Genomic DNA, 20,423 nt, shown 5'->3' on the forward strand with positions numbered 1-20,423 from the left:
CTATAGAAATCACAAATAATTGAAAAAAAGCTTGTGTTTATTTTTTGCTATTAAAACAGAAGGTTGCCTTAAGGGATAAAAAACTAACGGAGAGCCATTCATCAGGGCTATAGTGTTAACAAGATAGGCTGTCAGGAGAAATGTCGTGGATTATCGCAAAATTATCAAAGAGGTAGGTCGTGGGAAAAACCACGCCCGCGACCTGGACCATGAAACCGCTCGCGCGCTTTACACCCGTATGCTCAACGGCGAGGTACCGGACCTGGAAATGGGCGGCATCCTGATTGCGCTGCGTATCAAAGGCGAAGGCGAAGCGGAGATGCGTGGTTTCTACGAGGCGATGCAGGCGCAAACGCTGCGCTTAACGCCGCCAGTGGCAAAACCGATGCCGATTGTGATCCCGAGCTATAACGGGGCGCGCAAGCAGGCAAACCTGACGCCGCTGCTGGCGATATTGTTACATAAGCTGGGGTTCCCTGTGGTGGTACATGGGGTCAGCGAAGATCCCACGCGCGTACTGACAGAAACCATCTTTGAACTGCTGGGCATTGAACCGACCCTCCATGCCGGCCAGGCGCAGGCAAAGCTGGAGGGGAACCAGCCGGTCTATATTCCCGTTCGTGCGCTCTGTCCGCCTTTGGAAAAGCAGCTGGACATGCGCTGGCGCATGGGCGTGCGTAACAGTGCGCACACCCTGGCGAAGCTGGCAACGCCGTTTGCTGAGGATGCCGCACTGCGCCTTTCCAGTGTTTCTCATCCGGAGTACGTGACGCGCGTCGGTCAGTTCTTTGCCGAAATCGGTGGACGCGCACTGCTGATGCACGGAACAGAAGGGGAGGTGTACGCCAACCCGCAGCGTTGCCCACAGCTGATGCTGATCGATTCTGTCGGTACGCGCGTTGTGCTTGAACGCGGGGAAGAAAACAGCGATGTGATTCTGCCGGAGTCAAAAGATCCGCAGGTTACCGCGCACTGGATTACGCAGTGCCTGGCCGGAAATGTGCCGGTCCCACAGTCGATCAAACTGCAAATGGCCTGCTGCTTGCTGGCGACAGGGGAGGTAGAGACGGTGGAAGCGGGGTTACAGCGGGTGGCACAGTCGTTTTAGGCAAAAAAAAAGCCCGTCCAGTGGCGGACGGGCAAGCAAGGGTAACAAACAACAGGGTCAATGAGGGTTGGAGCAGCTCACCAGAGGGTTTGGCGAGGGTACAGCATTCATTTCAGGCGATTATTTGTAGATAACCGCAGTACCGCTCAGCTTGTTATTGGTGTTAGCGGAGGTGATGGTGTATCCGCTTGCACCGGCAGCAGCGGCTTTCTCAGCCAGCTTGGCTTCCAGGCCGTCCAGCGTGGTCGCGCCTTCTGCACTTACCACACCGATTTTATTCATGCTCTGGGCCTGAGTGGATGAAACAGGCTCTACGGCGAATGCGCCGAAAGACAGAGCGGACAGGGCAACAGCAGCTACAGCATATTTGATGGTTTTCATAATTAATCTCTCGCAGGTGTTTTCTGTTAAGGGGACGATGTTCCGTCGATGTGATAAGTATCACGTTTTTTCCTGACGGATAAAATCGAAGAGAATTGACGTGATCAGTCAAAAAAATTGAATGACAAATAACTTATTGAATATTAATAAATTCAAACCAGCGCTTTACACTTCTTGTGGATGCGCTTTACAGAAGAAAGATGAAGGGCACATTTTGCTACGCGGTTCGCTAAAAACCGTGAGCGTAAAGGTAAGTGCAGGCAGGGTTAACTTAGGTAAAGGAGAGTCAGCGTAACTGGCTATCTTTCGATCCTCTGCGATTATAACCTGAATGTGACGCATTTTTTGAATCTTTATCCTGCTGGCAGGTAATACATAACCTTACGCCTGGAATGGCTTTACGCCGCGCCTCCGGGATCGGCTCTCCGCATTCTTCGCACTCCTTCAAACTTTCGCCGCGCGGAATCTCACCGCGAGCGCGCGCAACCGCATCTTCAATGGTACTGTTGATCTGTTCGTTAACGGCGTCGTCATTCGCCCAACCGGAAGCCATGGCATCCTCCTGAAATCGGTTTATACCCTGCTTTTAATATGGGGTTAAAAAATGAACAATCAAGATAAAGCGGAAATGAACTGCATCCGGCAGGCAGATGCAGTCTTGTTGTGGAGGAAAAAATTATTTATAGATGGTTGCTGTGCCGTACATATGGTTATCTCCGCCAGCGGAGTTCACGACAAAGCCTTTCGCACCTTCCTGGCGGGCTTTTTCGGCCAGTTTATTCTGCAGATCGTCCAGGTTACTTGCGCGACTTACCGAGACGGTGCCCGCCGGACGCAGTTGGCTAGTATCGGTACTTTCATTCAGTGACTGAACGGCCATCGCAGAAAATGAAGCCGTTGCCAGGGCGCCGGCGATAACAGCAAGGGTCAGGTACTTTTTCATAATCACATCCTCATGAGGAAACAACAGGTGATTCCCTTTAAGTTTAGAAGCCTGACGAGTGTGACTTAACGCAAATATTTGATGATGATCTGCTTATTTTTTGAACGATAAAAACTGACAATTCGCTGACAGATCATAGACGTAGAGGTGTTTGATTTACGGTGTTTTTTTAAGCGCCGCAGAGAAAGATTTACCGCTGGGCCAGCACAGGGTATCTTACGCCGCTGTTTAAAGGAGAACGCCATGACTTCCCAAAAGCCGGGATTGCACCCACGAAATCGCCACCGCAGCCGCTACGACATGAACGCCCTGTGCCAGAGCTGCCCTGCGCTGCAGGACTATATTGTCCAGACCCCAGCGGGTGAGCCGACCGTCAACTTTGCCGATCCGCAGGCGGTGAAAACGCTGAACAAAGCCCTGCTGGCGCATTTTTACGGTGTGGCTCACTGGGATATTCCGGAAGGCTTTCTCTGCCCCCCTGTGCCGGGCCGCGCTGATTACGTTCATCACCTTGCCGATCTGCTTGCCGAAGATCGTGACGGCGCTATACCGCAGCAGGCTTCCATCCTGGATATAGGCACCGGGGCAAACCTGATTTACCCGCTGATTGGCGGACATGAATATCACTGGCGCTTTACCGGGAGCGAAATCGGCGCCGAGGCTTTTGCCAGCGCGCAGGCGATTATCAGCGCGAACCCTGGCCTGAGCCGCTCCATTCGTCTGCGTCGTCAGAAAGAGGCGGCTTCCATCTTCAACGGCATAATTCATAAAAACGAAAGCTATGACGCTACGATGTGCAACCCGCCGTTTCATGATTCGGCGGCAGCGGCTCGCGCGGGCAGCGAACGTAAACGCCGCAACCTCGGTCAGGCGGAAGACGCCGCGCTGAACTTCGGCGGGCAGCAGCAGGAGCTGTGGTGCGAGGGCGGTGAAGTTGCCTTCATCCTGCGCATGATTGCGGAAAGCCAACAGTTTGGCCGTCAGGTGAAGTGGTTCACGACGCTGGTTTCCCGCGGGGATAACCTGCCGCCGCTCTACCGCGCGCTGAGCGAAGCGGGCGCCGTAAAAGTGGTGAAAAAAGAGATGGCGCAGGGCCAGAAGCAGAGCCGCTTTATCGCCTGGTCGTTTATGGACGATAACAAACGTCGCAAATAGTATCCCGCCCCAGGCCGGGTAGGGCAAAGCCGCCACCCGGCTCGGTTACAGCGTCGGCTCCTGCGGAGGGAGCGGCGAGGCGGGCGGCGACAATACCTGATACGTCTGCACCGGCGTTCGCACGTTCGCCAGATCGAAGTGCTTTTTCACCATGCTGTCGAGGGCAAAGCGCACCGTCCATTGCTTCAGCGGCTGGGTGGTGAACGACACGCGCAGGGTGAACGCCGTGTTGGTCAGCCCAACGATGCCGGCAAACGACGGCTCGCCAATCACCAGCCCGCGAATATCCTCCATTTCCATTAGTTCACTGACCGCATTCCGCAGCGCCTGCTTCGCTTTGTCGGCATCTTCATGACGATCCACATCGTAGTTGGCCACAACGGAGCCAATGCCGCGCACAAAGTTGGCGAAGGTAGTGATCGATGACCAGGGAATGATGTGATATGCCCCGGTATCCTGACGCACGCCTACCGAGCGAATCGACATCCTCTCCACGGTACCGGTCAGCGGCCCGATGGTCACCAGATCCCCTGTGTTCATCCCGTTCTCAAACTGGATAAAGATGCCGGTAATAATATCCTTCACCAGCGTTTGCGAGCCGAAGGAGATCGCCAGACCCAGCGCGCCGGCACCCGCCAGCAGCGGGGCGATATTCACGCCGATTTCCGATAGCACAATCATGATGGTGATGGTGCTGATGATCACCGCCAGCGCATTGCGGAACAGGGTCAAAAGCGTGCGTGCGCGGGCGCTGGGGAGCGGTCTGCCGTGAATATCCGATACCAGACGGTTCTCGATAAGGCTCGCCAGCAGCGTCCAGCCGACGGCGGAGAAGAACAGAATCAGCGCGATACGAATTAAAATATCGACGGTCTTCTCGCCTGCGCCGTTATGCAGCCAGTTCCAGAAATCAAACAGGCTCCACGCATTCAGCAGCAGCATGATCGCCACGCAGACGGTCAGAATGCGCGCCACCTTCAGCGATACCGACATCCAGCCGTTCACCCGTTTTTGCAGTTCCGGGTAATTACGCTGGACCTGCGGCGACAGGGTGATGGTTTTCGAGATCCAGCGGGACAGCAGCCCGGACACAAACGCCGCGATGCCGATAATCGCCAGGCTTTTAAACGTCGCCCCCATCATAAATTTCAGGCTGTTTCCCGGGTCGAACAGCGAGAAGAAGCACAGCACAATAAAATACGCGCTTGCCAGCCAGTGCCACACCAGCGCGAAGGCGCGGATAAACAGGCTGAAGAAAGAGAGGGAACGGTCGGCCAGATGCAGCAGACTCTCGGTGATCGTCCTTTTATTGTGAAAGATAAGGTACAGAGACCAGACGGTTATACAGAGCATAATCAGCACGTTCGCCAGCGCGCCAAACTGCACGTTAACCTGGTTGGAGATAATCGGCACGGCAACCAGCAGGCCGTAGCCTATCAGTCCGCTGAGCACGCTTAGCCGCACGGCCCAGTATTTCGCGCTGTCGTCGTTGATGTTGAAAGGGCGAAGTTCAGGCACGCGCGGGCAAAAGATGACGCGCAGCACCGCTTTAAAAAATTCGATGAGCGCAAACGCATTCAGGAAGAGCGCCTGCTGGAAGGCAATGGTTTTGTTGCCCGTATTGAGGCGGTCCGCCAGCACCTGACCGACAAACAGCGTCAGGGCCAGCAGCAGTAAATCGATGATAAACGCTCCGGTAATCATGGCCGGGAGGTGCAGCCAGCTGCTTTTATGCTGATTTTTTTTCCGTCCCCAGTGGCCCATCTTCCGGTAGAGCGGCCAGGCGCACAGGCGCAGCAGCCAGTAAAAAATGAACACGGCACCCGCCAGAATCGCAAACTGCGTGGCGGCTGCGGTGAAGGTGTGGGGATTAAAAGGTTTATGCGAGGTGCCAACAAGATTTCGATAGAGCTGGGCAAAACGCGACGACAGGGCTTCCCCGTAGCGGCGGCTGATGTCTGTGACGTTTTCCAGTACCGTCTTTTCCTCTTCGATCTGCGGTGGCGTAATGGTCGGAACCGGATCCTGAGGCGGCGTGGCGGCCACCTTCCTCAACTGATCGATCAGCTCCTGCCGGGAGGTGTCATTCTCAAGGACGTCGGCAAGTGCGCTATAGGCCGCTTTTTTTTGTTCTGCATCCGGCTCCGGAGGCGGCGTATTTTGCTGAGTAGCAGTTGCTCCGGTGGTGACGCCGGGGATTGCCACGGCAAGCGATGGCGTACTAAACAGGCTTATCAACAGCAGCAGGATCCACGGCACGGCGTCCTCCGACAAAAATATCGTGCAAAATGATAAGTATAGAGGGCGAGAGGCGGAGGGGAGTTTTTGGGAACAATCTGGCGTAAAAAAGCCGGGCAAGCCCGGCTCGGTATGTAGCGAGGGATCAGGAGACGTGCTGCAGGAACTCCTGCAGACGCTGGCTAGGCGGATTCGCGATCAATTCCTGCGGGTTACCGTCTTCGGCGATGCGGCCTTTATCAATAAAGATCAGGCGGGAAGCCACTTTCTCAGCAAAGCCGATTTCGTGGGTCACGATCACCATCGTCATCCCTTCTTCCGCCAGATCCTGCATGACTTTCAGCACCTCGTGGCGCAGCTCCGGGTCGAGTGCGGACGTCGGCTCATCAAACAGCATCATCTTCGGTTTCACCGCCAGCGCGCGGGCAATCGCCACGCGCTGCTGCTGGCCACCGGAGAGCTCGGAAGGGTAGTGGTGCGCACGCTCCGCCAGGCCAACCTTCGCCAGCAGATCTTTTGCCAGCGCTTCCGCCGCCGCTTTGTTGGCACCGCGCACGCGCAGTGGGCCAAACATCACGTTTTCCAACGCCGTCAGGTGCGGGAACAGGTAGAACTGCTGGAACACCATGCCCGCTTCCTGACGAATCAGACGCTCGTCCACTTTCGGGTCGTTTACCTTCAGACCGTCAACGATCAGATCGCCGCTGGTGATCTCTTCCAGCTTGTTGATGCAGCGCAGCAGGGTCGATTTACCGGAACCGGAAGGCCCGATAATCACCACCACTTCACCCTGCTTGATATTCAGATCAATATTGTGCAGCACCTGGGTTGGGCCAAAGTGCTTGGAGACGTTTTTAAATTCAATCACAGGATTTTCATCCTTCTTTCAAGACGGCGCAGAACGAAGCTCAGTACCAGCGTAATGATCAGATAAACGACGGCGACCGCACTCCAGATTTCCAGCGCGCGGAAGTTGCCCGCAATAATTTCCTGGCCCTGACGGGTCAGTTCGGCCACGCCGATAACGATGAACAGCGATGTATCTTTAATGCTGATGATCCACTGGTTACCCAGCGGCGGCAGCATGCGGCGCAGCGCCAGCGGGAGAATAACGTGACGGATCGTTTCGCGACGAGAAAGACCTAATGCCAGACCGGCTTCGCTGAAACCTTTATGAATCGACAGCACCGCCCCGCGGGTGATTTCCGCGATGTAGGCGCCCGAGTTGATCATAATGGTCACGACGGCCGCGCTGAACGGATCGATGCGCAGGTCGGTAAATGCCATTGGCAGGGCGAAGTAGATAAACATGACCTGCACGACAATCGGCGTGCCGCGGATCACTTCGATGAAAACCAGTGCGATGTGGTTTGCAATCCAGCCACCGTAGGTGCGGGCGAAACCGGCGACAAGACCGATAATCAACCCACCTACCAGACCCAGGACCGAAATCCACAGGGTCATTTTAGCGCCTTCAAGCAAGAGTGGAATGGCAGGCCAGATGGCGCTCCAGTCAAACTGCATGATGTATTCCTGTATACCGTGGTGAAAAACGAAAAATGTAGGCCCGGCAAGCGTGAGCGCCGCCGGGCGCTATAAACCTGAATTCAGGTAAAATTATTTAGGCTCAGTACCGAACCATTTTTTATAGATTTCGTTGTAAGTGCCGTTCTCTTTCAGCGTTTTCAGCGCGCCGTTAACTTTCGTGCGCAGATCGTCGCTGCCTTTCGGGAACGCGATACCGTACTGCTGAGCTTCCAGAGAGTCGCCCACGGCTTTGAACTTGCCGTTACCAGCCGTTTTAATGAAGTACAGGATGTTCGGCGTGTCGTGCAGAACAGCGTCAGCACGGTTGGTGCCGAGTTCCATATACGCGTTGTCAATGTTCGGGAACTGGCGCAGGTCTTTGGTTTTGATGTTCGCTTTCGCGTAATCCACGGAACCGGTGCCGCTCTTCACTGCCACCACTTTACCGTCGAGGTCTTTCACGCTTTTTACGTCGTTATTATCCGCTTTGACCATCACCAGCAGGCCGCTTTTGTAGTAGCCGTCAGAGAAGTCGATCGCTTTTTTACGTTCTTCGGTAATGGTGATGCCCGCCAGCGCCAGATCGACGTTTTTGGTTTGCAGCGCCGGGATGATGCCGCTGAAGTCCATCGGCTTCAGGGTGTAGTCCAGTTTGAGTTCTTTGGCGATAGCGGCCCACAGATCAACATCAAAACCAACGTATTTGTCACCCTGTTTGAATTCAAACGGAACGAACGCCGTGTCGGTCGCCACAACCAGTTTGTCGGCAGCCTGAGAAGACACCGCAAAAGCCAGGGTAAGTGCAGCCAGTGAAACTTTTAATACAGACTTCATAGCATTTCCTTTTATATCCACGGGGCGATCCCCTGCGAGAACGACTGGCACAATGAAAAAATCGTGCCAACTTTACAAGCTGTTGTTTTACAAAGGGGATGAAATCATACATTGCACAAAAAGCGTGGCAATGATGTCGTGTTGCACCAGCATGGAGCACCATTTTGGTGCGCTTCGTTTGGGTCAACTGACGGGGAGATATTAAGCGTAAATTCTGACGAAAAAACAATCTCCCATTAACGGTTGTGTGAGGTGATTATTACAATTTATTCACTTTTGCACCGTCTCAGGCAAAAACTGTGCACCATAAATGTGCAAAACCCTCACCAGAGGCGAGGGTTTGACAGGAAAGTCTTATGGATTACTCGATGTTAGATTCGATAAACCACAGGAACTGATCAAGGTCGCGGGATGCGGCGGTGAAGATGTCTGCGGTATCTTCATCCTTGGCTTCGCTAATCGCTTTGCGCACGTCATTGGCCACAATCGCGTAGCGGTCCGCCAGCTCTTTCAGGTGATCCTGAACGGTGTGGATATCCAGCGGGTAGCTTTTCAGCGGCGTTTTGCTGTTGATCACCTGCGTGGTCCCAAGCGCGACACCACCCAGTTGAACGGCACGTTCAGCCATCGTATCGAGGTGTGTCACCAGTGCTGTGCGGAAGCCATCCAGCATTTCATGGACGGCAATAAAGTTTGCACCGCGCATATTCCAGTGGGCCTGTTTGGTGATCAGCGAAAGATCGATGAACTGGATCACCTGGCGATTCAGCAACTCAATGGTCGCTTTTTTGTCGCTATCCGATACATCGTTACGGGTATAAAGCAGATTAGACGCTTTCGTTTTCACCAGTTTAGCGGTACTCATAATCTCATATCCTCTTGATGTTTATGTCCCAGGTAATTACGGAACTAAGTATAGCACCGGATTTTTTCTCTGCGGTCTGGCTGTGCCTATCGGTTTAATAGCAAGAAGGTGGTTGATAATTTAATTTATTGAAATTAATAGATAATTTTAAAATTGATACAGATCAATCTTAATTCGCATAGAGGGGAATGGGTGGGGAAGGATATTTCGGTTATATGACAAACTATGTAAGAAATTATAACGGATGGCATTCTGGCCTTTATTCTGCATGGCCGTGAAGCCATGCAGAATATATGGCATTAGCCGATGTCGATTTTCTCAACTTTAGGTTCAGGGCGCATGGTGAGCGTTGACCCCATTGACGCCGCGATAATTGAGCAGAGCGCCAGCGTCTGGGTAAACGTCAGCGTTTCGCCCAGGAACACCATCCCGGAGATCGCCGCAAGGGCGGGCTCCATGCTCATCAGGGTGCCAAATATGCGCGTCGGCAGACGCGTCAGGGCAATCATCTCCAGAGAATAGGGGAGAGCCGTTGAAAGAATAGCGACCGCCAGCCCGATAGGCATGACTGACCATTGCCAGATAGACTCCGTGGCCTGCGCCATACCGATCGGCACAAAAACGATAGCCGCAATCACGGAACCCAGGGCGACCGTTGCCGGGCCATGCTCTTCACCCGCTCGCTGCCCGGTGAGTATATAGACAGCCCAGCAGGCTCCTGCTCCCAACGCCAGCGCTGCGCCCGTGAGATCAATCTCAGAGACATTCTGGCCGAGCGGCAGCAGGAACCATAAGCCCAGAACGGCCAGCACGACCCAGATAAAATCCACCGGACGACGTGACGAGAAAAGCGCGACCGCCAGCGGGCCGGTAAACTCCAGCGCGACGGCAATCCCCAGCGGGATGGTCTGGATGGAGAGGTAGAACATATAGTTCATTGCCCCGAGGGACAGACCATAAAAAAGCAGGGGAAGACGTTGCTCTTTTTTGAAGCGCAGACGCCAGGGTTTGAAGATGACGACCAGTATCGCCGTTCCCAGCACGATACGCAGGGCTGTTACCCCGGGCGCACCCACCAGTGGAAAAAGCGATTTTGCCAGCGAAGCACCGCTTTGGATGGACAACATGGCAATAAGTATGACGGCTACCGGCAACCAGACCGACGACGTGCGGGATAACCCAGGCATCCTTTCTCCTGTCAGCTAATGTCAAGTGGAGTAAAGGTTGCAGTGTAAAGGAAATATACAGCTACGGTTGAGACTAGGTTGAAAAAAAAGACCCGTGAAATCCGTAAAATGGTTAAGCGCTGGTGGATTTATCACCTGAAAGATTAGGAATAATCTGGATGAATGTAACGGCGCAGACGCGCAATATGGGCGTTTAGTAGGAAAAATCGCATGTGATTTGAAAGAGTTAGCTGAGGTTGGAAACGTTCTGTTACAGGAAAGGCCTCATTAGACATCACGAATCACAAAGAGTTTCGCAAAATTTTTTGATATATTTAAAACTTACGGACTTACTTGAAGCACATTTGAGGTGGTTATGAAAAAAATTGCATGTCTTTCAGCACTGGCCGCTGTACTGGCTGTTTCCGCAGGTACCGCTGTAGCTGCTACTTCTACTGTAACTGGTGGTTACGCTCAGAGCGATATGCAGGGCGTGATGAACAAAACCAACGGTTTCAACCTGAAGTATCGTTACGAGCAGGATAACAACCCGCTGGGCGTGATCGGTTCTTTCACCTACACCGAGAAAGATCGTACTGAGAACGGCGCATACAACAAAGGCCAGTACTACGGTATCACTGCTGGTCCAGCTTACCGTCTGAACGACTGGGCGAGCATCTACGGTGTTGTAGGTGTTGGCTACGGTAAATTCCAGCAGACCGAAAACCAGGGTCTGAACCGCACTGCAAGCAACAGCGACTACGGCTTCTCCTATGGCGCAGGCCTGCAGTTCAACCCAATCCAGGACGTGGCTCTGGACTTCTCCTATGAGCAGAGCCGTATCCGCAACGTTGACGTTGGCACCTGGATCGCGGGCGTAGGTTACCGCTTCTAATCACTTCGGTGAGCTAATAAAAAATCCGCCCAATGTGGCGGATTTTTTTTTTTAGCTTTTTCCCTCTCCTTGTGGGAGAGGGCCAGGGTAAGGGCATCAGACCGCACGAGATCGCACAGCTTACTTACTCTTAATATCAAAAATATCGGTACCCAGATGGTTATAGTCAACTTTCTGTAACTTGAAGTTGGTAACGTACACTGGGGGCGCTTTCTTGTTGGAGATAAACGGGTAATCATTTTTTATCTCTTTGGCCTTAATCCCCGTCCACTGCGAGAAGAACTGCAGGAAATCATTCGCCGAGCGCCGCGCTTTGATAACGCGATGCGTTTTATCATCACTCGACAGCACCATAAACGGCACCTGGAAATTTTGCTGGAACTGGTCGTCGTGCGCCAGATACTGCACTTCTTTGCCACGCTCTTTAAACGCCAGCCCGTGATCCGAGAAATAGACCACAGAGAAGCTTTCGCCCGTGTTGCGCAGCTGATCGTAAAGCTTGCTGAGCAGCTCGTCGGTTTGCGTCATGGTATAGAGATAGCAAGAGGTCTCTTTCGACTGCACAAACTCCGCGTATTTACCGCCAGTGCGATCGCAGGCCTGCGGGTGCGATCCCATCAGGTGCAGAACAATCAGCTGCGGCTGGGTGCGCTGGGTAGCAAAGACCTGCGCCGTCATCTTCAGCAGCGCCTCGTCTTTGGTGTTTTTGTCGGCTTCAAAATCACCGCTCTTCAGGAACTGCACTTCGTCAGCACGCTTAGCAATACTGGCGATGGCGGTGTCGTATTCGCCAATTTGCCCCTGATTGGAGAACCACCAGGTCTGAAAACCGGCGCGGTTGGCCAGCGTGACAAAATTATCCTGAAACTGAGGTTTGCCATCCACTACGCGGTTCAGCGTCAGGCCGAGCGATTTCTGCGTCGAGCCGCTGGCCGCCACATAATCGGTAAACAGGGTGCCGTTGACAGAGCTGGCAAACGGTGTGTTATTCCAGTGCCCGCCGAATGCGCCCAGCGCGTCGCGACGTGCGCTCTCGCCAATCACCACCACATAGGTATGGTATTTCGGCTTAACCGCCAGCACGTTCCAGGTGTCTTTCATATTGGAAAGTTCAGCCATGCGCGCCTGCTCGTCGAGAACCTCTTTATTGTTCACGACGACGTCTTTAACGAAACGGAACACCGGATAGCCCGTATCTTTCAGCTTGAACACGCCGCCCCAGGCCAGGTTTTGCATCGGCGCAACGAAAAACGTCCCCACGCTAAACGCCAGGCACAGAGACTCCATTTTTCCCCATGATCTCTTCGCGTCTGCTTTGCGACGAACCGCGATGACGCCAAGCGCAAAGATAAAGAGGCCGACGACGTAGCTGTACCAGGGGAAGATCGTCAGGATCTCCGTCGACTCTTCCATATTGGTGGAGTGCAGCGCCAGCAGGGTGTTGAAGTTTGGCGCGCCGTAGGCCTGGCCAAACGGGAAATACATCGCAGCAATCAGCGAACAGACCCCTACCAACGCTTTCTGCACGCGCGGGGCCGCTCGCCACAGCACATGCAGGATGCAGGTGAAAGCCACTGCATAAAGCAGGCTGAAGGGATAGCCGAGCGCAAAGTTAATCAGCAGCGACTGCAAAAAGTAAAATCCCGTCCACGGGCTTAAGGCCCGGCTGCGGGTAACGATGGTATCTATCAGGGTTACATTCATAGGTCACTATCACAAAAACGCCATGTGCTCACCCTGGCGCCAAGGGTCAAAGCCTGCCGGACAGTGCGTGGAAAGGGAATGAGAGGTCCGCTTCAGCGAGCCGCAAATTGTGCAGGGCTGCAAGAAGATAGTGCGAGCGTGAATTAAGGTCAACAGTTGCTAAACAGATGTTTTGCGAAGGGGGCTGCAAATCCGCAAAAATTATCGGGAATTGGTCAGTTTACAACGGAAGTGTGACAGAAAAATGAAGCGGCGTACCGCAACGCCGCTTAGTGGGAAGGTTTGTCGTCCTGATGCGGTTTGTTGTTAAACATATCGCACAGCATGTTCAACAGCATTAAGCGCACTTTAAAAGGAGAGTGGGTAAACACGGTCATGCACCTCTTGAATTCGTTCATGAGACCTCCTGATGTTTGATCCCTTCGATCCGTGAAGGGTGACTGCATTACATACAGATATAGCACAGGCTATATTGTATAGCTATGGCTATTTCGTTAATTTTTTGTGCTTGTGGAGGGATGGTTTACAATGTGCGCTCTCGATACCGGGCGCTGGAAGCGTCACCCCAATGAGGAAGTACAATGAACCGTCGCGCAGGTAAGCCAACCATTAAAAAAACGACGCAACTGGTGAATGTTGAAGAACATGTCGAAGGTTTTCGCCAGGTACGTGAAGCGCACCGGCGTGAACTGATTGATGATTATGTTGAACTGATTTCCGATCTGATCCGCGAGGTTGGGGAAGCGCGTCAGGTCGATATGGCCGCCAGGCTCGGGGTTTCGCAGCCGACGGTCGCTAAAATGTTAAAACGTCTGGCCTCGGTAGGCCTGATCGAAATGATCCCCTGGCGCGGCGTGTTTCTGACGCCGGAAGGGGAGAAGCTTGCGCAGGAGAGCCGCGAGCGCCATCAGCTTGTCGAGAACTTTTTGCTGGTGCTGGGCGTCAGCCCGGAAATTGCCCGTCGGGATGCGGAAGGAATGGAGCACCACGTTAGCGAAGAGACGCTGGTGAAGTTTCGCGAATTTACCCTTAAATATGGTCCCTCCGCTGAATGAAAATCCCTGGACTGCAGGCCCTCTCACGCGATCGTTTCTTCCATCTCTTATTAATCATTGGCGCCGGGTTAAGCCTGTTTGTGCCGTTTGCGCCACAGGCCTGGTCTGCGGCGATTGACTGGCGCACCATCATTACCCTGAGTGGGTTAATGATGCTGACCAAAGGGGTCGAGCTGAGCGGCTATTTTGACGTCCTGGGGCGTAAAATGGTGCGCCGTTTTGCCACCGAGCGCAGGCTGGCCCTGTTTATGGTGTTCTCCGCCGCGGTGCTGTCGACGTTTCTGACCAACGATGTGGCGCTGTTTATCATCGTGCCCCTCACGCTCACCCTGCGTAAGCTATGCGAGATCCCGGTCAGCAGACTAATTATCTTTGAAGCGCTCGCCGTTAACGCCGGTTCTCTGTTGACGCCCATCGGCAACCCGCAAAATATTCTTCTCTGGGGTCGTTCCGGTCTGTCATTCGCCGCCTTTACCTGGCAGATGGCGCCTCTGGCGTTGGTGATGATGCTGTCGCTGCTGGCGGTCTGCTGGTTCGCGTTTCCGGATAAAAAGCTGCAATACCATAGCGGGACCACGGGCCCGCAGTGGCAGCCGCGGCTGGTCTGGAGCTGCCTCGGGCTGTATATCGTCTTTCTGTTCGCCCTGGAGCTGAGGTATGAGCTGGCGGGCGTCCTGCTCGTCGCCGCGGGCTTTGTCGTGCTGGCGCGGCGCGTGCTGGTAAGCGTGGACTGGACGCTGCTGCTGGTCTTTATGGCGATGTTCATCGACGTGCATCTGCTTATTCAGCTTCCCGTGCTGCAAAACGTTCTGCACAGCGTCAGCACGCTGTCGCAGCCGGGACTGTGGCTGACGGCGATTGGCCTGTCGCAGTTTATCAGCAACGTGCCTGCCACCATTCTGCTGCTCAACTACGTTCCGCCGGACACGCTGCTGGCCTGGGCGGTGAACATCGGTGGGTTTGGGCTGCTGCCCGGCTCCCTGGCAAACCTGATCGCCCTGCGCATGGCCAACGACCGTCGCATCTGGTGGCGCTTCCACCTCTGGTCGATCCCGATGCTGCTCTGGGCTGCGGCGATCGGTTTCGGACTATTCCTTCTCATATAGTGCGCAATTTGTCAGTTTTTCCTGGCAAATGTATAGCAACGTCCTAGCTTTAGTGAACGGCATAGTGTGATGCCGCTCACTGACAGGACCGTTGCTGAATTATGGCAGAAGAACAAAATCCACCTGCTGACGAGCAGGATAAAAACAATAACGAGCGTAAACGCCCGGGCAAAAAACCGTTAATTATCCTTGGCATCGTGGTCATCGTGATGGTGATCGTGGCGCTGGTCTGGTGGTTTTTAACCCGCAACGAAGAGACGACCGACGACGCCTTTACCGACGGCGACGTGGTGACCATTGCCCCCAAAACGGCGGGCTACGTTACCGAGCTTCGCGTGCGGGATAACCAGCGCGTGAAGAAAGGGGACGTGCTGGTGGTGATCGATCCTCGCGATACCACCGCCCAGCGCGATCAGGCTCAGGCTCAGCTTGGGCTGGCTATAGCGCAGCTGCATCAGGCCCAGGCGCAGCTGGCGCTCTCAAAAGTGCAGTATCCCGCCCAGCGTGACGAAGCCAAAGCGCAGGTGCTGAAAGCGCAGGCCGATCTGGCGAACGCGCAGGCGGAGTACCGGCGCCAGCGCGGCGTTGACCCGCGCGCGACCACCCAGCAAAGTATTGATTCTGCGAATGCTCAGCTGCGCAGCGCCCAGGCTGGCCTTGCCAGCGCACAGGCGCAGCTGGAAGTGGCGGAGCAGGTACAGCTGCAAATTCGCCAGCAGGAGACCAACGTCGAAGCCCGCGAGCGTCAGGTCGAACAGGCCAAAGCGCAGCTGGAAACCGCGAATCTGAACCTCTCTTACACCGAAGTCCGCGCCCCGTTCGACGGCTTTGTCACCAAACGCAACGTGCAGCCCGGCACGCTGGTGCAGGCGGGCACCGCGCTGTTCTCGCTGGTCTCCCCGAACGTGTGGGTGGTGGCGAACTTTAAAGAGTCCCAGCTTGAGCGCATGAAGCCCGGCGATAAGGTTAGCGTCTCCGTGGATGCCTGGCCGGATATGGAGCTTGAAGGCCATATCGACAGCATCCAGCAGGGCAGCGGCTCGCGCTTCTCCGCCTTCCCGTCGGAAAACGCCACCGGTAACTTCGTGAAGATTGTTCAGCGCGTACCGGTAAAAATCGTCATTGATAAAGGTCTGGATCCGAACAAGCCGCTGCCGCTGGGGCTGTCGGTTGAACCGAAGGTCACCGTGGAATGACGGATCATAGCCACGATAACTGGAAGCCCGCCAGTAACCCGTGGGCGGTGGCGATTGTCGTCACCCTGGCGGTGTTCATGGAAATTCTGGACACCACCATCGTCAACGTCGCGCTGCCGCACGTGGCGGGGTCGCTCTCGGCCAGCTACGACGAATCCACCTGGGTACTGACAAGCTACCTGGTGGCGAACGGCATCGTGCTGCCCATCTCGGCGTTCCTGAGCCGGCTGTTTGGCCGCAAGCAGTTCTTCCTCATTTGCATCGTGATGTTCACCATCTGCTCGTTTCTGTGCGGCATCGCCACCGAGCTGTGGCAAATCATCCTGTTCCGCGTGATGCAGGGCTTCTTTGGCGGCGGGCTACAGCCCACCCAGCAGTCGGTGCTGCTTGACTACTTCAAGCCGGAGGACAGGGGCAAAGCGTTTGGGCTTTCCTCCATTGCGATTATCGTCGCGCCGGTGCTCGGCCCGACGCTGGGGGGCTGGATCACCGACAACTACTCCTGGCGCTGGGTGTTCTTTATCAACATCCCGGTGGGGATTGTGACGGTGCTGGCGATCTACCAGCTGCTGGAAGATCCGCCGTGGGAGAGCAAATCAAAAGAGAAGCTGACCATCGACTGGACGGGGATCGGCCTGATCGCCCTCGGCCTTGGCTGTTTGCAGGTGATGCTCGACCGGGGCGAGGATGACGACTGGTTCTACTCGAACTTTATCCGCACCTTCGCGGTGCTGACGCTGGTTGGCATTATTGGCGCAATCTACTGGCTGATGTATGCCAAAAAGCCGGTGGTGGATCTGCACTGCATGAAGGACCGCAACTTCGCGATCTCCAGCCTGCTGATGGCGGGGATGGCGATGATCCTCTACGGCAGCTCGGTGGTGATCCCGCAGCTGGCGCAGCAGGATCTGGGCTATACCGCCACCTGGTCCGGGCTGGTGCTCTCGCCCGGCGCGGTGCTGATCGTGCTGACCATCCCGCTGGTGCTGAAGCTGATGCCGGTGGTGCAGACGCGCTGGATCATCGCCTTTGGCTTTACCTGCCTGGCGGTGTCGTTCTTCTGGTCGCGCACGCTGACGCCGGATATTGACTTCGAAACCCTGGTGCTGTTCCGCAGCGCCCAGTCGATTGGTCTGGGGTTCCTGTTTGTGCCGCTCACCACCATCGCCTTCATCTCGATACCGAGACGGCTCAACGCCGATGCGGCGGCGCTGTTTACCATGTTCCGCAACGTGGCGGGATCCATCGGGATTTCTCTCTCGACGGCGGCCATCACCGAGCGCGCGCAGGCGCACAGCGCACACCTTGCCTACCACGCCTCGCCGTTTAACGAGCAGTTCCAGCTGGCGATTCGCGAAAGCGCCCAGGCGATCCAGAACTTCACCACCCAGGTGGGCGATCCGACCGGGATTGCCACCGGGCGGATGTACCAGACGATGATCGAGCAGTCCCGCTTCCTGGCCTACATCGACGTCTTCACCATTCTGAGCGCCGTGGCCTTGCTATTGATTCCGTTTTGTTTGTTGCTCTCGCCGGTTAAGAGCGAGGGGAGTGCAGGAGCACACTGATGATACACAGACGTTTACACCCCCTGATGATAATGATGCTGCTGGTGGGCTGCGCCGTCGGGCCGGACTACCAGCAGCCTGCGCCACCCGCCGTTACGCACTGGAACGATAAGGGCGACAGCGCGGTAAAATCGCAAACCACCTCCGCCGCGACCAATCCGCGCTGGTGGAAAACCTTCGGCTCGCCGCAGCTCGACAGTCTGGTTGAACGCGCCATCGCCGGAAACCTGACGCTACAGCAAACGGTACTGCGCATTGCCGGGGCGCGTGAACAGATTAACCAGGCGGGCGGGGCATTTTTCCCGTCGGTGAACGGCAATCTGCAGGCGACGCGCCAGCAGCTCGGGCTGGAAGGGGAGCTAAAATCCCACGGCGTGTACGACCAGCTGGATAATGTCGACCCTGAACTCAGAGGCGCGCTGGGGCCGCTGACGCAGCCGATTAACCTTTATCAGGGCAGCTTCGACGCTCAGTGGGAAATCGACCTCTGGGGCAAGGTGCGCCGTCAGGTGGAAGCCGCCGAGGCGCAGCAGAAGGCCGCCATCGAACAGCGTAACGATGCGCTGGTGTCGCTGGAAGCGGAAGTGGCGCGCGCGTGGCTCCAGCTGCGCGGGGCGCAGAGCATTAACGCTACCCTGAACACTCAGATTAAAAGCGCGCAGCAGACGCTGGACCTGACCGAAAGCCGCCAGCGCGGCGGGCTGTCGCCGCAGATGGACGTGGAAAACGCCCGGGCGCAGCTGGGCAATCTTGAAGCCCAGCTGCCGCAGTATCAGGCCCAGGAACGCCAGGCGATGAACGGGCTGGCTATTCTGCTCGGCAAGCCGCCGGGGGCGCTGGATAGCGAGCTGCAATCCGCGCAGCCAATGCCCGCGCTGCCGGATATCGTGCAGACTGGTATACCGTCCACGCTGGCGCGCCGCCGTCCGGACGTGCGCGAAGCGGAGGCCAACCTTCATGCCGCCACGGCGCAGATTGGTGTCTCGGTGGCCGAGCTGTTCCCGAGCTTTACCCTCTCCGGACAGTTTGGCCTGCGCAACAGCGAATCCGGCTGGCTGACCGACTGGAGCAGCCACTTCTACAGCTTCGGCCCGCAGGTTTCCATTCCGATTTTCCAGGGCGGTCGGCTGGTCTCCAGCGTCAAGGTGGCGCGCGCGCAGCAGGGCGCTGCGGTACTGGACTATCGCCAGACGGTGCTCACCGCGCTCGGCGATGTCGAAAATGCCCTGGTGAGCTATCGCACCGACCAGCAGCGTGAGGCGGGTCTCGCGAAAACCATCGACGCGCTGCAAAACGCCTTTGATCTTGCCAGCGACAGCTACCGGCAGGGGATCGCCAGCTTTATCGACGTGCTGGACGCCCAGCGTCAGCTGGCGCAGGCCGAGCAGCAGCGGGCGCAGGCGCAGGTACAAAGCGCTCTCGATCTGGTGGCGCTCTACAAGGCGCTCGGCGGCGGCTGGGAGCCGTATCAGCAGGTGCAGCTCCCGGACTACAGCGTCTTTGGCGACGCCCCGCGCGGATAAAATTCAGAGGATTGGGCAAGAAACGGACAGGAACGCCACATTCGCGATGGCTGAGGGGCGGGTATAACTATCGGGTACCCAATCGACATGCGAGGATTATCTTATGCGTTATCAAAAACTGGGCAACACCGGTCTGTTCGTTTCTGAACTGTGCCTCGGCACCATGACCTTCGGCGGAGAAGGCGGCATGTGGGGCAAGATTGGTCAGCTCCAGCAGAGCGAAGCAGAACAGCTGGTGGGCCGCGCGCTGGATGCCGGGATCAACTTTATCGATACCGCGGACGTTTACTCGGAAGGGCGCTCGGAGGCGATCCTCGGGCAGGCGCTGAAAAACCTCAATGTCCCGCGCGAGAATGTGGTGGTTGCCACCAAGGTGTTCGGCGAAACGGGCACTGCGGGGGTGAACTCGCGCGGCAGCTCGCGCTATCACATCATCAGCAGCGTGAAGGAGAGCCTGCGCCGCCTGCAGCTCGATCATATCGATCTCTATCAGCTTCACGGTTTCGATCCGGCCACGCCGATTGAGGAGACGCTGTATGCGCTGGATAGCCTGGTGCAGCACGGCCACGTGCGCTACATCGGCGTCTCGAACTGGGCGGCGTGGCAGATAGCCAAAGCGCTGGGCATTTCCGAGCGACTCGGGCTGGCGCGTTTCGCATCCCTCCAGGCGTACTACACCATCGCCGGGCGCGATCTTGAGCGCGAGCTGGTGCCGATGATGCAGAGCGAAGGCGTCGGGCTGATGGTCTGGAGCCCGCTGGCGGGCGGCCTGCTGAGTGGAAAATATGGTCGCGACGGGCAGAGCGAAGCCGGTAGCCGCCGTCTGGAGTTTGACTTCCCGCCTGTGAACAAAGATCGCGCCTTCGACTGCGTGGACGTGATGCGAGTGATTGCCGAAAGTAAGGGCGTCTCCGTCGCACGAATCGCGCTGGCGTGGCTGCTGCACCAGAAGGCAGTGACCAGCGTCATCATTGGCGCGAAGCGCGTTGAGCAGCTGGACGACAACATTGCCGCCACCGGGATCCGTCTCAGCGAAGACGAGCTTAAGCAGCTGGATGCCGTCAGCGCGCTGCCGCGTGAATATCCGGGCTGGATGCTGGAGCGGCAGGGGGAATATCGTCGCAATCAGCTTGCGCAACAATAACGCTCCTCATCCCCG

At 56.0% G+C, this 20,423-nt stretch carries 20 protein-coding genes; 9 read left to right on the plus strand and 11 right to left on the minus strand.

Annotated elements, in window-relative coordinates; genetic code table 11:
* The first annotated feature begins 145 nt into the window (after positions 1 to 145).
* Positions 146 to 1,108, plus strand: coding sequence for a DNA-binding protein YbiB (gene ybiB, locus INF77_RS20950; protein WP_047368145.1), 963 nt, complete (start codon positions 146 to 148; stop codon positions 1,106 to 1,108).
* 120 nt (positions 1,109 to 1,228) lie between these two features.
* Here the strand turns inward: ybiB and ybiJ are convergent, their stop codons facing one another.
* The 3 genes from ybiJ to mcbA all read right to left on the minus strand — a co-directional run bounded on the left by ybiJ (position 1,229) and on the right by mcbA (position 2,432).
* Positions 1,229 to 1,489 carry a DUF1471 family protein YbiJ gene (gene ybiJ / locus INF77_RS20955; RefSeq protein WP_014883102.1) on the minus strand — a complete coding sequence of 87 codons (261 nt, stop codon included), beginning with the start codon at positions 1,487 to 1,489 and terminating at the stop codon, positions 1,229 to 1,231.
* Positions 1,490 to 1,775: 286 nt separating this feature from the next.
* Positions 1,776 to 2,042 (minus strand): DksA/TraR family C4-type zinc finger protein, encoded by a 267-nt coding sequence (locus INF77_RS20960; protein ID WP_028012442.1) that lies wholly within the window; start codon positions 2,040 to 2,042, stop codon positions 1,776 to 1,778.
* A gap of 123 nt (positions 2,043 to 2,165) precedes the next feature.
* Positions 2,166 to 2,432, minus strand: coding sequence for a DUF1471 family periplasmic protein McbA (gene mcbA, locus INF77_RS20965; protein ID WP_028012443.1), 267 nt, complete (start codon positions 2,430 to 2,432; stop codon positions 2,166 to 2,168).
* Between the two features lie 243 nt (positions 2,433 to 2,675).
* Between mcbA and rlmF the strand changes: the two genes are divergently transcribed.
* On the plus strand, positions 2,676 to 3,587 hold the full coding sequence (gene rlmF / locus INF77_RS20970; RefSeq protein WP_193532003.1) for a 23S rRNA (adenine(1618)-N(6))-methyltransferase RlmF: 912 nt from the start codon (positions 2,676 to 2,678) through the stop codon (positions 3,585 to 3,587).
* A gap of 45 nt (positions 3,588 to 3,632) precedes the next feature.
* Here the strand turns inward: rlmF and ybiO are convergent, their stop codons facing one another.
* The 6 genes from ybiO to rhtA all read right to left on the minus strand — a co-directional run bounded on the left by ybiO (position 3,633) and on the right by rhtA (position 10,238).
* On the minus strand, positions 3,633 to 5,846 hold the full coding sequence (ybiO, locus tag INF77_RS20975; RefSeq protein ID WP_193532024.1) for a mechanosensitive channel protein: 2,214 nt from the start codon (positions 5,844 to 5,846) through the stop codon (positions 3,633 to 3,635).
* A gap of 124 nt (positions 5,847 to 5,970) precedes the next feature.
* Positions 5,971 to 6,693, minus strand: a complete 723-nt coding sequence (glnQ, locus tag INF77_RS20980; RefSeq protein WP_028012446.1) for a glutamine ABC transporter ATP-binding protein GlnQ — start codon at positions 6,691 to 6,693, stop codon at positions 5,971 to 5,973.
* A complete protein-coding gene (gene glnP, locus INF77_RS20985; RefSeq protein WP_003858462.1) occupies positions 6,690 to 7,349 on the minus strand; it encodes a glutamine ABC transporter permease GlnP in 660 nt (219 codons plus the stop codon). The genes glnQ and glnP overlap by 4 nt, the downstream gene beginning before the upstream one ends.
* Positions 7,350 to 7,442: 93 nt before the next feature.
* Positions 7,443 to 8,186 carry a glutamine ABC transporter substrate-binding protein GlnH gene (gene glnH, locus INF77_RS20990; protein WP_014831177.1) on the minus strand — a complete coding sequence of 248 codons (744 nt, stop codon included), beginning with the start codon at positions 8,184 to 8,186 and terminating at the stop codon, positions 7,443 to 7,445.
* A gap of 361 nt (positions 8,187 to 8,547) precedes the next feature.
* Entirely contained in the window at positions 8,548 to 9,051 is a 504-nt protein-coding gene (dps, locus tag INF77_RS20995) for a DNA starvation/stationary phase protection protein Dps (protein ID WP_008501171.1), read from the minus strand.
* Between the two features lie 299 nt (positions 9,052 to 9,350).
* Complete coding sequence (rhtA, locus tag INF77_RS21000; RefSeq protein WP_041910716.1) at positions 9,351 to 10,238, minus strand: threonine/homoserine exporter RhtA; 888 nt, start codon at positions 10,236 to 10,238, stop codon at positions 9,351 to 9,353.
* Positions 10,239 to 10,593: 355 nt separating this feature from the next.
* Between rhtA and ompX the strand changes: the two genes are divergently transcribed.
* Positions 10,594 to 11,112: an outer membrane protein OmpX gene (gene ompX / locus INF77_RS21005; protein WP_028012448.1), complete on the plus strand. Its 519-nt coding sequence runs from the start codon at positions 10,594 to 10,596 to the stop codon at positions 11,110 to 11,112.
* Between the two features lie 120 nt (positions 11,113 to 11,232).
* Here ompX and INF77_RS21010 read toward each other — a convergent pair whose 3' ends face one another.
* Positions 11,233 to 12,816, minus strand: a complete 1,584-nt coding sequence (locus INF77_RS21010; protein WP_193030887.1) for a phosphoethanolamine transferase — start codon at positions 12,814 to 12,816, stop codon at positions 11,233 to 11,235.
* A 269-nt stretch (positions 12,817 to 13,085) separates the two neighbouring features.
* Complete coding sequence (mntS, locus tag INF77_RS21015; protein WP_014831181.1) at positions 13,086 to 13,214, minus strand: manganase accumulation protein MntS; 129 nt, start codon at positions 13,212 to 13,214, stop codon at positions 13,086 to 13,088.
* 183 nt (positions 13,215 to 13,397) lie between these two features.
* Between mntS and mntR the strand changes: the two genes are divergently transcribed.
* The 6 genes from mntR to INF77_RS21045 all read left to right on the plus strand — a co-directional run bounded on the left by mntR (position 13,398) and on the right by INF77_RS21045 (position 20,408).
* On the plus strand, positions 13,398 to 13,871 hold the full coding sequence (gene mntR, locus INF77_RS21020; RefSeq protein WP_008501176.1) for a manganese-binding transcriptional regulator MntR: 474 nt from the start codon (positions 13,398 to 13,400) through the stop codon (positions 13,869 to 13,871).
* Positions 13,868 to 14,977, plus strand: coding sequence for an anion transporter (locus INF77_RS21025; RefSeq protein WP_028012451.1), 1,110 nt, complete (start codon positions 13,868 to 13,870; stop codon positions 14,975 to 14,977). The genes mntR and INF77_RS21025 overlap by 4 nt, the downstream gene beginning before the upstream one ends.
* Before the next feature lie 101 nt (positions 14,978 to 15,078).
* Positions 15,079 to 16,173 carry an HlyD family secretion protein gene (locus INF77_RS21030; protein WP_041910714.1) on the plus strand — a complete coding sequence of 365 codons (1,095 nt, stop codon included), beginning with the start codon at positions 15,079 to 15,081 and terminating at the stop codon, positions 16,171 to 16,173.
* A complete protein-coding gene (locus INF77_RS21035) occupies positions 16,170 to 17,741 on the plus strand; it encodes a DHA2 family efflux MFS transporter permease subunit (RefSeq protein WP_028012453.1) in 1,572 nt (523 codons plus the stop codon). Before INF77_RS21030 ends, INF77_RS21035 begins: the two co-directional genes overlap by 4 nt.
* Positions 17,741 to 19,264, plus strand: coding sequence for an efflux transporter outer membrane subunit (locus INF77_RS21040; RefSeq protein WP_193532002.1), 1,524 nt, complete (start codon positions 17,741 to 17,743; stop codon positions 19,262 to 19,264). Before INF77_RS21035 ends, INF77_RS21040 begins: the two co-directional genes overlap by 1 nt.
* A gap of 103 nt (positions 19,265 to 19,367) precedes the next feature.
* A complete protein-coding gene (locus INF77_RS21045) occupies positions 19,368 to 20,408 on the plus strand; it encodes an aldo/keto reductase (protein ID WP_193532001.1) in 1,041 nt (346 codons plus the stop codon).
* Positions 20,409 to 20,423: the final 15 nt, after the last annotated feature.

This window comes from Enterobacter cloacae complex sp. P1B (genome assembly GCF_014982345.1).
Classification (GTDB): Bacteria; Pseudomonadota; Gammaproteobacteria; order Enterobacterales; family Enterobacteriaceae; genus Enterobacter; species Enterobacter bugandensis.

What these genes read in the sequence shown, in the direction of transcription:
- glnP (WP_003858462.1), bottom strand. Translation starts at nt 7,349, where the DNA reads ATGCAGTTTGACTGGAGCGCCATCTGGCCTGCCATTCCACTCTTGCTT.
- mntR (WP_008501176.1), top strand. Translation starts at nt 13,398, where the DNA reads ATGAACCGTCGCGCAGGTAAGCCAACCATTAAAAAAACGACGCAACTG.
- dps (WP_008501171.1), bottom strand. Translation starts at nt 9,051, where the DNA reads ATGAGTACCGCTAAACTGGTGAAAACGAAAGCGTCTAATCTGCTTTAT.
- ybiJ (WP_014883102.1), bottom strand. Translation starts at nt 1,489, where the DNA reads ATGAAAACCATCAAATATGCTGTAGCTGCTGTTGCCCTGTCCGCTCTG.
- rhtA (WP_041910716.1), bottom strand. Translation starts at nt 10,238, where the DNA reads ATGCCTGGGTTATCCCGCACGTCGTCGGTCTGGTTGCCGGTAGCCGTC.
- INF77_RS21030 (WP_041910714.1), top strand. Translation starts at nt 15,079, where the DNA reads ATGGCAGAAGAACAAAATCCACCTGCTGACGAGCAGGATAAAAACAAT.
- INF77_RS21040 (WP_193532002.1), top strand. Translation starts at nt 17,741, where the DNA reads ATGATACACAGACGTTTACACCCCCTGATGATAATGATGCTGCTGGTG.
- INF77_RS21010 (WP_193030887.1), bottom strand. Translation starts at nt 12,816, where the DNA reads ATGAATGTAACCCTGATAGATACCATCGTTACCCGCAGCCGGGCCTTA.
- mntS (WP_014831181.1), bottom strand. Translation starts at nt 13,214, where the DNA reads ATGAACGAATTCAAGAGGTGCATGACCGTGTTTACCCACTCTCCTTTT.
- INF77_RS20960 (WP_028012442.1), bottom strand. Translation starts at nt 2,042, where the DNA reads ATGGCTTCCGGTTGGGCGAATGACGACGCCGTTAACGAACAGATCAAC.
- rlmF (WP_193532003.1), top strand. Translation starts at nt 2,676, where the DNA reads ATGACTTCCCAAAAGCCGGGATTGCACCCACGAAATCGCCACCGCAGC.
- glnH (WP_014831177.1), bottom strand. Translation starts at nt 8,186, where the DNA reads ATGAAGTCTGTATTAAAAGTTTCACTGGCTGCACTTACCCTGGCTTTT.
- INF77_RS21045 (WP_193532001.1), top strand. Translation starts at nt 19,368, where the DNA reads ATGCGTTATCAAAAACTGGGCAACACCGGTCTGTTCGTTTCTGAACTG.
- mcbA (WP_028012443.1), bottom strand. Translation starts at nt 2,432, where the DNA reads ATGAAAAAGTACCTGACCCTTGCTGTTATCGCCGGCGCCCTGGCAACG.
- ompX (WP_028012448.1), top strand. Translation starts at nt 10,594, where the DNA reads ATGAAAAAAATTGCATGTCTTTCAGCACTGGCCGCTGTACTGGCTGTT.
- INF77_RS21025 (WP_028012451.1), top strand. Translation starts at nt 13,868, where the DNA reads ATGAAAATCCCTGGACTGCAGGCCCTCTCACGCGATCGTTTCTTCCAT.
- INF77_RS21035 (WP_028012453.1), top strand. Translation starts at nt 16,170, where the DNA reads ATGACGGATCATAGCCACGATAACTGGAAGCCCGCCAGTAACCCGTGG.